Raw genomic sequence first — 11,931 nt, forward strand, 5'->3', positions numbered from 1 at the left:
CCCGGCGGCCCTAGTGCTGGCCCTGTCCCTCGCCGCCTGCGGTACCGCGCCGTCCGAATCGCCGCCTGCGCCGAACGCGGCGGCGCCCGCCATTACCGTTGCCCCGTTGTCGCCGTCCCTCGATGCCCGTCGTCCAAACCCGGTCCCGTCGCCGGCAACGCGCCAGCAGGCGTCCGTTCCCCCCGAACCCGTAGCCGAACCGGTCAACGACGACCCCAGGCAGCTTCTCCGGCTGAGCGGCAAGACGGTCGCGGCGTTACTGGGGCCCGCCAGCTATGTGCGCCGTGACGGGACGGCGGAAATCTGGCAGTACCGGGCGGCGCAATGCGTGCTCGACGTCTTTCTGTTCCAGGACAGTAGCGGCCTGTCGGTCGCCCATGTGGACCTGCGCGAACGGGCGGATGGAACAATCCCCGCGCGGCGTTGTTTCGGCGACCTGCTGGCGAGCCGGAAATAGCCGAAACGGGGCTGCCCGAGGGCCGATTTGCCGTTCCGGTCTACAGGGTTTTTCCCTTGAACCGGCAAAGGTCGGCCACGCTGCAGGCCGGGCATTCCGGCTTGCGCGCCTTGCAGACATAGCGGCCATGCAGGATCAGCCAGTGATGCGCGTGCTGCTTGAAGGCGGCCGGCACAACCTTTTCCAGCTTCTGCTCCACCGCCAGCACCGACTTTCCGGGGGCCAGCCCGGTGCGGTTGCTGACACGGAAAACATGGGTATCGACGGCGATGGTCGGCGCGCCGAACGCGACGTTCATGACGACGCTCGCCGTTTTGCGGCCGACGCCGGCCAGTGCCTCCAGGGCATCGCGGTCCCGGGGCACCTCGCCGCCGTGGCGTTCCAGCAATTGCCGGCTCAGCAGGATGACATTCTTGGCCTTGGTGTTGAACAGGCCGATTGTCTTGACGTAGTCGCGAACCGTCGCTTCGCCCAGCGCCAGCATCTTCTGCGGCGTATCCGCGACCTTGAACAGGGGCCCCGTCGCCCTGTTCACGCCGATATCCGTCGCCTGCGCCGACAGCACCACGGCGACCAGCAGCGTATACGGCGTGGTGTAATCCAGCTCGCCGCGCGGTTCGGGGTCGCGCGCCTTCAGCCGGGTAAAAAATGTCTCGATATCGGCTTTCTTCATGGCCGGAAGAGTAATGAATCGGACGCGCGATGGACAGTGCCGCATGACGTTCCTATTTATAGACAGGATGACTGATCAACCGACGCCGGACGGCCCGCGGGAGCGGGTCTATTTCAACACCGAACTGCGCCCGCACCGCAGCCTCGGGCCGAGCGGATTCGTCATTGTCATGGCCGTGGCGACCGGGTTCGGTTTCGTCATCGGCGTTACCTTCATGATGATCGGCGCCTGGCCGGTATTCGGTTTCTGCGGGCTGGAAATCCTGCTGCTGTATGTCGCGTTCCGGATGAATTACCGCGCCGGTATGCGGCGCGAGCGGATATTGCTGACCGACCGGGGGTTGCAGGTCCGATACCGCGCGCCGGACGGCACGACCCGCGACTGGGACAGCGAACCGACCTGGCTGCGTATTACGGTCGAAAACCCGCGGCGCGGCGCCGGAAAGATCACCCTGTCGAGCCACGGCCGGCAAACCAGCATCGGCAGCTTCCTGACCCATGGCGAACGGACCGACCTGGCCGAGGCGCTGGGATCCGCCATCCGGCAGTATCGCCACGTGTCGTCGCATTTCGGCGCGGAATGACCGACAACCCGCCTTCCGGGTCGTCCGCCGCAATGCGGGTCGGCGGGCTGCTGACGCTCGGCCTGCTCTGGGGCGGTTCCTTCATGGTGCTCAAGATCGCGGTGATGGAAGTGCCCGCGGCCAGCGTGGCGGCGGGCCGGCTTGTCATTGCCGCGGTTGTTCTGGTCGCCCTCGCCTATGCCGGCGGCCACCGACTGCCGGTCACTTTCGACGCCTGGCGGCGGTATTTCATCATGGGCGCCTTTGCCGCGGCCCTGCCCTTTACCCTGATCGGCTGGGGCGAGGTCGCGATCGACAGCGGGCTGGCGGCGATCCTGATGGCGGTCACGCCGCTAACCACCCTGATCCTGGCGCATATCTTCGTTTCGGAAGAACCGCTGACGCTGCCCCGCCTGCTGGGTATCCTGCTCGGCCTCGCCGGGGTCATCGTGCTGATCGGTCCCGCGGCCCTGGCCGGTCTCGGGGACCAGGCGATACGTCAGGCCGCCGTCGCGCTGGGCGCGGTCTGCTACGCCAGCGCCAATATCATTGCGCGGCAATTGCCGAAGGAATCGGACATGACGAATTCCGCCGGAATCATGACTGCCGCCGCGATCCTGTGGACCCCGGTTGCCCTGTTCGCGGAACGGCCCTGGACAGTCGAACCGTCGATGGCGGCCCTCGTGGCCATCATCGTGCTGGGCCTGTTACCGACGGCGCTTGCGACGCTGGTCTACCTGCGCCTGGTGCGAACCGCCGGCCCGACCTTCGTATCGCTCAGCAATTATCTCGTCCCGCTGTTCGGCGTCTTCCTGGGCGTGCTTATCCTGGACGAATCGCTGCACCCCAATGCCGCTCTTGCCCTGGCGCTCGTTCTCGCCGGAATTGCGCTGGCGCAACGCGGCCCTGGCCAGCGTCAGCTCGGTCTTGAGCACCGGGATCGTTAAGGACCCGCGGTAGGACCGTCCTTTCGCGCGCCTCAATCGTTGAAGCCCAGGACGTTCTTCATCGAATAGAGCCCGGCCGGCTGGCCCTGGGTCCATTGCGCCGCACGCAGCGCGCCCGCGCCGAAGACCCGCCGGCTGCCGGCCTTGTGGGTCAGCACCACCTGTTCCCCGTCGCCGGCGAAAATGACGGAATGCTCGCCGACCACATCGCCGCCGCGCAACACCGCAAAACCGATTTCGCCGCGCGGCCGCGCGCCCGTATGGCCGTCCCGCGCCGCCCTGTAGGCCGTGTCCAGATCGACCCCGCGCCCGGCGGCGACCGCCCGGCCCAGGCCCAGCGCCGTGCCGGACGGCGCATCGATCTTGTGCCGGTGATGCATTTCGACGATTTCGGCGTCGTAGTCATCGGGGCCCAGCAACCCGGCGACCTGTTCGCTCAGCGCCAGCAGCAGGGTAACGCCGACACTCATGTTCGGGGCCCAGACGATGGGGACATGCCGGGCGGCGGCTTCCAGAATGCCCGCCTGTTCCTTGCTCAACCCGGTCGTGCCGATCACCATGGCCGCCCCCGCCTGCGCCGCCAGCCTGGCGTGCCCGACGCAGGCTTCCGGAATGGTGAAATCCACGACCACATCGACGCCGGCGATCATTTCCGCCGCATCCGCGAGGATCGTAACGCCTATCGCGTCCAGCCCCGCGACCTCGCCCGCGTCGCGCCCGACCATCGGATGGTTCGGGTATTCGCTGGCGCCGGCGACGACACAGCCGTCGGCTTCGGTCACCAGCGTGACAATCATCTGTCCCATCCGGCCGGTACAGCCGACAACGCCTACCTTTATATCTTCCGCCATGGCACCGTTCCCCCTGTTCAAAATGATTGGCTTTTATTGACATTTATCGGCATCGCGCGGGCGCGTCGTCCCCCGGCGCGAAGCATAGACGTTCCGGCACGCCGCGGCCAAGCCTGCGAAGGGCTGCCGGAACCGCGTTATCTGGACTGGCGTCGAATGGCTTTCATTCGATGGACGGGGCTTCACAAAAAGGTATATAATCCTTTATCATTGCGTTTCAAGGGCTGGCAAGGCTGCTTGTACATCTCCTACCTTCCCACCATATGAAAAACAGGCAATTCCATGACATGCAGACGGCGGATCGGAAATCAAACCGGCGGCGTCGCGGGGCGCCGAAGGCGTTGCCGGGAAAAGGAAAAAACATGAATGCCGAGAGCGAAAAACACAGGAAAACACGGATCCTGTCCGGCGGGGTGGTCTTCGTGCTGACCTTCGCATGGTGGATCGGAACGGTCGGCATCGTTACCTATATCGTGGGCGCTGCGTAATAATTCCTGAAATCACCCGCGCCACGGCGCGCGATGCCGCCCGTCCATTGACAGCGGCTGCGCCGGCATGGTGTCTGGATATATCGCCGGGGACGCTGGACGGTTCTGATGATGACGGTTTGTTACTGCGCCATACGCGCCGGGTTTCCGGATTTTCCGCTGCTGCCGGCGGATCGCTGACCGATGCCGCGCGTGGCCTGTATCGGCGAATGCATGCTGGAACTCAGCGGCGCCGATAACCGGGCGATGACGCTGTCCTATGGCGGCGATACGCTGAACACGGCGGTATACCTGTCGCGGCTTGGAATCGAAACCGATTATGTCACGGCGCTGGGCGACGATCCGTACAGCGACTGGATGATCGACCAGTGGCAGGCCGAAGCCGTCGGCACATCGCTGGTGGTCCGGGCCAGGGGGCGGGTGCCCGGTCTGTACGCCATCCGGACCGATGGCGCGGGCGAACGGCAGTTTTTCTACTGGCGCGACCAGGCGCCGGCGCGGGACCTTTTTTCGTTTCCCGAAAGCGATGCGCTGGCAGGCCGGCTGGTCGGTTATGACTGCATTTACCTCAGCGGCATCACCCTGTCGCTCTACCCGGCCGAATCGCGCGCCATTCTGTATGGCCTGCTGGATGCCGTCCGGCGGAACGGCTGCAGGATTGTGTTCGACACCAATTACCGGGCGCGGGGCTGGTCCGATGCCGGGGCGGCACGGCGCGTGATGTCCGAAATCCTGACCCGCACCGATCTGGCCTTGCCGACGTTTGGCGATGATTATCAGGTCTTTGGCGATGCGGATGCGGCGGCCTGCGCCGACCGGCTGCACGCGGCGGGCGTCGCCGAAGCCGTGGTGAAGCGGGATGCGGCGGGATGCCTGGTTTCCGCGCCGGATATCCGTGAACATGTCCCGACCGTTGCCCGCGCCGATCCGCTGGATACGACGGGCGCGGGCGATTCGTTCAATGCGGGGTATCTGGCCGCGCGGCTGTCCGGCGCCGGTCCCGTCGAGGCGGCGCGGCGGGCGCATCGGCTCGCCGGCGAGGTCATCATGCACCGGGGCGCGATCATGCCGCGCGCCGCCATGCCGGGGGGAGAACGATGAAAGACCTGTTCGAACGGGCCCGGGTCATCCCGGTGCTGATTTTTCCAGAGCCCGGATATGCGGCGCCGACGGCGGCGGCGCTGATCGCCGGCGGGCTTCCCGCCCTGGAAGTAACCCTGCGCACGGATACCGCCTGGCAGTCGCTGGCGGAAATTATTGAAGCGCATCCCGAAGCAACCGTCGGGGTCGGGACGGTGCTGGAGCCCGAGCAGATGATCCGGGCGAAGCAGGCCGGCGCCGCCTTCGCCGTCAGTCCCGGTTTCGACCCCCTGCTGGCGGATATCGCCCGGGAACAGGGGTTGTTCTATCTGCCCGGCGTCGCGACCGCGTCCGAAGTGATGATGGCGCGCCGCGCCGGGTTCCGCTTCGTGAAATTCTTCCCCGCCGAGGCGGCGGGTGGCGTCGCCATGCTGCAGAGCTTCGCCTCGCCGTTCCGCGACATGGCGTTCTGCCCGACCGGCGGCGTCGGGGCCGGTAATTTCGCCGACTACCTGGCCCTGCCGAATGTCGTCTGTGTCGGCGGCAGCTGGGTGGCCGGGGCGCAGGACATGGAACAGGGAGACTGGTCCGGTATTACCGATAAGGCGCGCGCCGCCGCACGCTGAACGGGACCCGTGCGGCCATTGACCTTGCCCGTCGGGCTTGTCACGCTTGCGGCACGCTGTTGCGCGCGCCTGAAATCCTGGGAGGGGAAAATCCATGAATATCGGTTATGTCGGCCTTGGCAATATGGGCGGCGCGCTGGCCCGCCGGTTACAGCTGTCGCGCCAGCTTCGCGTCTATGACCTGCGCCCCGAATCGGTCAGCGCGCTGGTCGACAACGGCGCCATTGCGACGCAGGACGGCGCGTCGCTGGCCCGCGAATGCGATGTGGTGATGACCTGCCTGCCGACCTCGCAGAACGTGCGCGAGGCGATCTTCGGCGCGGGCGGGCTGCTGGAAGGTCTGGCGCCCGGCAAGATCATCATCGACCAGACGACCGGCGACCCGAACGAAACCCGCGCGATGGCCGCCGAGCTGCGCCGGCACGGCGTCGAACTCGTCGATGCGCCGGTATCGGGCGGGATTCGCGGCGCCGATGCGGGGACCATCGCCCTCATGGTCGGCGCGTCCGACGAAATGTTCGCGAAGATAAAGCCGACACTGGAACTGATCAGCCCCAACATCTTCCATTGCGGCGGCACCGGTAACGGCCATGTCATGAAGCTGGTCAACAATGTCACCAGCGCCTGCATCCGCGCCGCCACCTATGAGGCGGTGTCGATGGGCGCGAAGAACGGGCTGTCGCTGGAAACCATGGCCGAGGTGATGAACAAGGGCACCTCCTACAGCAGCACGACGGCGAACCACATGCCGAAACTGCTGTCCGGTTCCCGGGATGTGAATTTCGCGCTCGGCCTGATGCTCAAGGATGTGCGGCTGGCGACGCAGCTGGGCATCGACAGCGGCGCGCCCATGATGGTCGGCAACATGGTGCGCGGCATGCTGCAGGCGGCAAGTTACGAGTTGGGACCGGATGTGGACATGAACGAGATCATCCGGCCCATCCAGAAAGCGGCCGACGTGACCGTGGTCGACTGGTAGAAGGCGGGACGCATGGCGGGAACGGCAATCGTAACGGGCGGGACCCGCGGCATCGGCGAAGCGGTCTCCATCGCGCTGGCCGGCGCGGGATACCGGGTCGCGGCGTGTTACGGCGGCGACGACGCGGCGGCGGACGCCTTCCGCGAGCGGACCGGTATCGCCACCTATCGCTTCGATGTCGGCGATTTCGACGCATGCGGGGCGGCGGTCGCAAAAATCGAATCGGAACTCGGACCGGTCGATGTGCTGGTCAACAATGCGGGCATCATCTGGGATGTGCCGCTGCACCGGATGACGATGGAACAATGGTCGACCGTCCTGCGGACCGACCTGGACAGCGTCTTCATCATGTCGCGCCATGTCATCGAAGGCATGCGCGCGCGCCGCTTCGGGCGGATCGTCAACATGACGTCTATCAACGGTCAGAAGGGCCAGTTCGGCCAGATCAACTATTCTGCCGCCAAGGCCGGAATCATCGGCTTCACCAGGGCGCTGGCGCTGGAAGGCGCCGGGCGGGGGATAACGGTCAACTGCATCGCGCCCGGCCATATCGATACCGGGATGCTGCATTCGCTGGATCGCGGCGTGATCGAGGAAAAGCTGCTGCCGCTGATCCCGGTCGGGCGGCTGGGCACGGCGGAAGACATCGCCCGCTGCGTCATGTTCCTTGTCGCGGCGGAATCGGATTTCCTGACCGGGATCACGCTGACCGCCAATGGCGGCCAGTACATGACCTGAGTGCTCTATTCCGGCAGGGGATGCGCCTTGAGTTCCGCGTCGTAGCTGGAACCGGGTTCCACATCGACATCCATCGTCGCGAGGAATCGCACGACCCCGTTATAGAACGCGATGATGGTGACCAGGTCCACCAGGTGCTCGTTGCTGAAATGCGCCTGCAATATGGCGAAGGTCTCGTCGGACGCCTTCAGCCCCTCGGTCATTTCCCGCGCCGCTCGCAATACCGCCCGGTCGAGTTCCGGCAGACTGCTGGCGCCGCCATTGGTTTCGGTTTCGATCGCCGCCAGATCAGCGACAGTGACGCCGAAATCCTTGCCGATCTTCAAATGGTGGCTGTACTCGTACGGGCTCTTCGTCACGTAACCGACCTGCAGGATGGCCAGTTCCCGCAGGCGCGGGTCCAGCGTGCTGCCATAGCGGATGTGGTGGCCCAGCGCCGTGAAGGGCCGCGCCATGCCCGGGCTGTGCACATGCATGCGGTGCAGGTTGATCGGCCTTTTCAGCAGGTCGCGGTCTTCCGGCTTGAGGTCCGCTTCGTCGAGATAGGGAAGGCGCGCCATTTACTTTGCTCCTGTCGGTCGGCCGAGGATCGGGTATTGCGGGTCGTTATAGCCGGGAGTCGACGGATGGCCGGACGGGACCATCGAATCGATCAGCGCTTCGTCCTCGGCGGTGAATTCGTGATTGAAGATTTCCAGATAGGATTTCCAGTGGTCCAGCGTGCGCGGCCCCGCCACGGCGGCGGTGATGATCGGGTTGTGCAGGATCCACAGGAAGGCGAAGGAAACCGCCGTCATGCCGCGCTTTTCCGCATGCTTGCGGATCTTCTGCGCCATCTTCAGCGATTCGGGGCGGAATTCGGTTTCCATCATGCGCCGGTCTTCGCGACCCGCGCGGGAATCCTTGTCCGGCGCCGCCTTCGGGTCGTATTTCCCCGTCAGCACGCCCCGCGCCAGCGGCGAATAGGGCACGACGCCGATACCGTGATGGGCGCAGGCCGGCAGAATGTCGTTTTCCGGCATCCGGTTCATCGCGTTGTAATAGGGCTGGCTGGCGGCTGGACGGGGGACGCCGAGCCTGTCCGCCAGATGAACGACCTCCACATGCCGCCAGCCCCGGTAATTGGAAATGCCCCAGTAGCGGATCTTGCCGGACCGGATCATGTCGCCCACCGTGGCGACCGTTTCCTCCAGCCCCCGGTCTTCCTCGTCCTTGTGCAGGTAATACAGGTCGATATAGTCGGTGTTCAGCCGCTTCAGGCTGTCGTCGAGGAACTTCATCAGCGCCTTGCGGCTGATGCCCCGGTCATAGGGGCCCGGACCCAGCGGCGAGCCGCCCTTGGTCGCCAGGACCCATTTGTCGCGATCCTTCGCGAGCAGTTCGCCGACCATGGATTCCGATTTACCGCCGGTATAGCTGCTCGCCGAATCGATGAAATTGATTCCCGCGTCGCGCGCCGAGCCGAGAATCGCATCGGCGGTCTTTTTGTTGGTCAGGCCGCCAAACAGCATGGTGCCGATACAAAGCGGCGACACCATCAGGCCGCTGCGGCCGAGATTCCGATATTCCATATTCACATCCTGTCCGTCAGTTCGGGTCGGGCGGCGAATGCGCCCGGGGCTGCGTTCAGTCTAGCGTGTCGCGCCCGTAGCGGCAAAGTTGTGATCGGGTGTCGCGGCGTGTAAATGATTCGCAGCAGTGAGGGGGAACGACATGTCGCGTGAATATCCGGAACGGCCGATCGTCGGTGTCGGCGTTGTTGTCTGGCGGGAGGACAGGTTCCTGCTGATCCAGCGGGGCAAGCCGCCGCGCCGCGGATCCTGGAGCCTGCCGGGCGGCGCCCAGGAACTGGGCGAAACGGTACGCGAAACGGCGGCCCGGGAAATCCGCGAGGAGACCGGCGTCGAGATCGAGGTCCGGGGCCTGATCGACGTGTTCGACACGATTGCCCGCGACGACGACGGCCGGATCCGCCTGCAATACACGCTGATCGATTTTACCGCCGAATGGCGGTCGGGCACCGCGGTCGCCGGCGACGATGCGATGGGCGTGCGATGGGTCGGGCTGGACGAAATCGACGATTTCAATCTATGGAAGGAAACGGCGCGGGCGATCCAGATGTCGGCAGCATCGCGATGCCCATGACGTCGGCCCGGGCGACGGCCATCGGCGCGACGGCGGTGCTGATGTGGGGGGCGCTGGCGATCCTCACGACCTGGACCGGGTCCGTCCCGCCGTTTCAACTGGTCGCCATGTCGTTTACCGTCGCCTTTGCGCTGGCGCTGGCGAAATGGCTGGTGCGCGGTGAAAACCTCCGCACCCATATCCGCCATGGGGCGCCGGTCTGGCTGCTCGGCGTCGGCGGCCTGTTTGGCTATCACTTCTTTTATTTCATGGCGCTGCGCAACGCGCCCGCCGTCGAGGCCAATCTGGTCAACTACCTCTGGCCGCTGCTGATCGTCATCTTTTCGGCGGCGCTGCCGGGGGAACGGTTGCGCTGGTGGCATATCCTGGGCGCGCTTGCCGGGCTGGCCGGATGCGTGTTGCTGGTGACCGATGGCGGCCGGGTCGGCTTCCGGGCGGAGTTCGTGTTCGGTTATTCGGCGGCGCTGGCCTGCGCGGTGACATGGTCCGGTTACTCGGTGCTCAGCCGCCGTTTTGCGGCGGTGCCGACCGACACGGTGGGCTGGTTCTGCGGCGCGTCGGCGCTGCTCGGCTATGCGGCGCATTTTATTTTTGAGACAACGGTATGGCCCGCCGGTGCGGGCGAATGGCTGGCGGTGCTGGGGCTGGGCCTCGGGCCGGTCGGCGCGGCATTCTTCGTCTGGGACGTAGGCGTGAAGCATGGCGATATCCGCGTGCTCGGCGTTTTTGCCTATTTCGCACCGCTGATTTCAACCCTGCTTCTGATCGCCTTCGGACAGGCGCCCGCCAGCGGGGTTGTGCTGACAGCCTGCGCCCTGATCGTTGGCGGCGCGCTTATGGCCTCCTGCGATATGTTCCGCCGAAAGCGGGGATTCCCATCGTGACGACGGTCACATTCGGCGCCCCTCCGAACGGAACGGTCTCTCGGGACGACCGGGCCAGCGGCAACAGACCTATTTGGCGTAGCGTCCGGAAATAACCTCGAAGGCGGCCCGCATCCCCATGGCCTCGCCGCCTTCCGGCCGGCCCGGCTGGGATGAATTGTTCCAGGCCATGATATCGAAATGCGCCCAGGGGATCGTATCCTCGACAAAGGCTTCCAGGAAAAGCGCCGCGGTGATCGCGCCGCCCTGCGGCGAGTTGCCGGTATTGACGATATCGCCGACCGAGCTCTCGATCATCTTCTTGTAGGGCTGCCACAGCGGCAGCCGCCAGACGGGATCGTCCGCCGCCGCGCCGCGTTTGTGGAACTCGTCGGCCAGCTTGTCGTCATTGGCGAACATTGCCGGCAGGCTCGGCCCCAGGGCGATGCGCGCCGCCCCGGTCAGGGTCGCGAAATCGAGGATCATTTCCGGTTTTTCCGCCGCGGCCAGCGCCAGCGCATCGGACAACACAACCCGTCCTTCCGCATCGGTATTGCCGATTTCGATCCGGATGCCCTTGCGCGTCGTGATGATATCGAGCGGCCGGTAGGCATTGCCCGACACGCTGTTCTCCACGGCGGGGATCAGCACCCGCAGCCGGATCGGCAGTTTCGCCATCATGATCATCCGGGCGAGGCCCAGCACATGGGCGGCGCCGCCCATATCCTTCTTCATCCGCAGCATGCCGGAGGCGGGCTTGAGATCGAGCCCGCCCGTATCGAAACACACGCCCTTGCCGACCAGCGTCACTTTCGGGTGCCGGGCGTTGCCCCAGGTGAAATCGATCAGCCGCGGCGCGCGGGGCGACGCCCGCCCGACCGCGTGGATCGCTGGAAAATTCTGCTTCAGCAGGTCGTCGCCGACGATGGTCCTGAACCGCGCCTTGAATTCGCGGGCCAGCTTGCGGGCTTCCGCCGCCAGTTCCTCCGGCCCCATATCGGAGGCCGGTGTATTGATCAGGTCGCGGACCAGGAAGGTCGCGCCGACGGTCGCTTCCACCGAGCCCCTGTCCGCCTTCTGTGGCCAGACCAGTTGCGGATGCGGTTTGCGTTCCTTGCGGTAGCGGTCGAAGCCATAGGCGGCGAGTCCCCATCCGAGCGCCAGTTGCGTGGCGGTGGCGGCTTTCGGTTCGCGGGCCAGCCGGTAGCGGCCGGCCGGAAGTTTTGCGCTGATGGCGCTCCACGACCAGATATCGGCATCGCCCTCCACGCCAACCAGAACGCCGGTTGCGCCATTCGGCCCGCCCGGCAGCAACAGCACGCTGCCGGCGGCTGCCGTGAAGGCGGATGCGCGCACCCATGCGGCGATTTCCTGTGGCTGATCCTTCAGCCAATCGTCTTGCTGTGCAGCCGTCAATGGCGTGATGGGCAGGGTTTGGGCATTCGCCCGCGCTACGAAACAGTCGGTCACCGGCCAGTCTCCTCGGGAATGGAAGGAAATAGAAGATTCATCATTATCGCAC

At 65.4% G+C, this 11,931-nt stretch carries 15 protein-coding genes; 10 read left to right on the top strand and 5 right to left on the bottom strand.

The window, feature by feature from the left end; translation table 11 throughout:
* The first annotated feature begins 13 nt into the window (after window positions 1-13).
* Complete coding sequence (locus tag WD767_04245) at window positions 14-457, top strand: hypothetical protein (protein ID MEX2615286.1); 444 nt, start codon at window positions 14-16, stop codon at window positions 455-457.
* 40 nt (window positions 458-497) lie between these two features.
* Here the strand turns inward: WD767_04245 and nth are convergent, their stop codons facing one another.
* Window positions 498-1,130 carry an endonuclease III gene (nth, locus tag WD767_04250; GenBank protein ID MEX2615287.1) on the bottom strand — a complete coding sequence of 211 codons (633 nt, stop codon included), beginning with the start codon at window positions 1,128-1,130 and terminating at the stop codon, window positions 498-500.
* A gap of 43 nt (window positions 1,131-1,173) precedes the next feature.
* Between nth and WD767_04255 the strand changes: the two genes are divergently transcribed.
* On the top strand, window positions 1,174-1,713 hold the full coding sequence (locus WD767_04255) for a DUF2244 domain-containing protein (GenBank protein MEX2615288.1): 540 nt from the start codon (window positions 1,174-1,176) through the stop codon (window positions 1,711-1,713).
* Window positions 1,710-2,639, top strand: a complete 930-nt coding sequence (locus WD767_04260; GenBank protein MEX2615289.1) for a DMT family transporter — start codon at window positions 1,710-1,712, stop codon at window positions 2,637-2,639. The genes WD767_04255 and WD767_04260 overlap by 4 nt, the downstream gene beginning before the upstream one ends.
* 32 nt (window positions 2,640-2,671) lie before the next feature.
* Here WD767_04260 and dapB read toward each other — a convergent pair whose 3' ends face one another.
* The gene (dapB, locus tag WD767_04265; GenBank protein ID MEX2615290.1) at window positions 2,672-3,478 is read right to left on the bottom strand and encodes a 4-hydroxy-tetrahydrodipicolinate reductase; all 807 of its coding nucleotides are present in this window, start codon (window positions 3,476-3,478) and stop codon (window positions 2,672-2,674) included.
* A 374-nt stretch (window positions 3,479-3,852) separates the two neighbouring features.
* Between dapB and WD767_04270 the strand changes: the two genes are divergently transcribed.
* The 5 genes from WD767_04270 (at window position 3,853) to WD767_04290 (ending at window position 7,401) form a co-directional block, all read left to right on the top strand.
* Window positions 3,853-3,978 carry a hypothetical protein gene (locus tag WD767_04270; GenBank protein ID MEX2615291.1) on the top strand — a complete coding sequence of 42 codons (126 nt, stop codon included), beginning with the start codon at window positions 3,853-3,855 and terminating at the stop codon, window positions 3,976-3,978.
* 183 nt (window positions 3,979-4,161) lie between these two features.
* The gene (locus WD767_04275) at window positions 4,162-5,079 is read left to right on the top strand and encodes a sugar kinase (protein MEX2615292.1); all 918 of its coding nucleotides are present in this window, start codon (window positions 4,162-4,164) and stop codon (window positions 5,077-5,079) included.
* Window positions 5,076-5,684, top strand: a complete 609-nt coding sequence (eda, locus tag WD767_04280) for a bifunctional 4-hydroxy-2-oxoglutarate aldolase/2-dehydro-3-deoxy-phosphogluconate aldolase (protein MEX2615293.1) — start codon at window positions 5,076-5,078, stop codon at window positions 5,682-5,684. The genes WD767_04275 and eda overlap by 4 nt, the downstream gene beginning before the upstream one ends.
* Window positions 5,685-5,778: 94 nt before the next feature.
* Entirely contained in the window at window positions 5,779-6,663 is an 885-nt protein-coding gene (locus tag WD767_04285) for an NAD(P)-dependent oxidoreductase (GenBank protein ID MEX2615294.1), read from the top strand.
* 12 nt (window positions 6,664-6,675) lie between these two features.
* Window positions 6,676-7,401 (top strand): 3-oxoacyl-ACP reductase, encoded by a 726-nt coding sequence (locus WD767_04290; GenBank protein MEX2615295.1) that lies wholly within the window; start codon window positions 6,676-6,678, stop codon window positions 7,399-7,401.
* 5 nt (window positions 7,402-7,406) lie between these two features.
* Here WD767_04290 and WD767_04295 read toward each other — a convergent pair whose 3' ends face one another.
* Entirely contained in the window at window positions 7,407-7,961 is a 555-nt protein-coding gene (locus WD767_04295) for a carboxymuconolactone decarboxylase family protein (GenBank protein ID MEX2615296.1), read from the bottom strand.
* Window positions 7,962-8,972, bottom strand: coding sequence for an aldo/keto reductase (locus WD767_04300; protein MEX2615297.1), 1,011 nt, complete (start codon window positions 8,970-8,972; stop codon window positions 7,962-7,964).
* A gap of 142 nt (window positions 8,973-9,114) precedes the next feature.
* Between WD767_04300 and WD767_04305 the strand changes: the two genes are divergently transcribed.
* Both WD767_04305 and WD767_04310 read left to right on the top strand, forming a co-directional pair.
* A complete protein-coding gene (locus WD767_04305; GenBank protein ID MEX2615298.1) occupies window positions 9,115-9,546 on the top strand; it encodes an NUDIX hydrolase in 432 nt (143 codons plus the stop codon).
* On the top strand, window positions 9,543-10,430 hold the full coding sequence (locus WD767_04310; protein MEX2615299.1) for an EamA family transporter: 888 nt from the start codon (window positions 9,543-9,545) through the stop codon (window positions 10,428-10,430). Before WD767_04305 ends, WD767_04310 begins: the two co-directional genes overlap by 4 nt.
* A gap of 69 nt (window positions 10,431-10,499) precedes the next feature.
* On the opposite strand, the gene WD767_04315 is transcribed toward WD767_04310, so the two are convergent.
* Window positions 10,500-11,879, bottom strand: a complete 1,380-nt coding sequence (locus WD767_04315; GenBank protein MEX2615300.1) for a leucyl aminopeptidase family protein — start codon at window positions 11,877-11,879, stop codon at window positions 10,500-10,502.
* Window positions 11,880-11,931 lie beyond the last annotated feature (52 nt).

The sequence above is a fragment of the Alphaproteobacteria bacterium genome (assembly GCA_040905865.1).
GTDB lineage: Bacteria > Pseudomonadota > Alphaproteobacteria > UBA8366.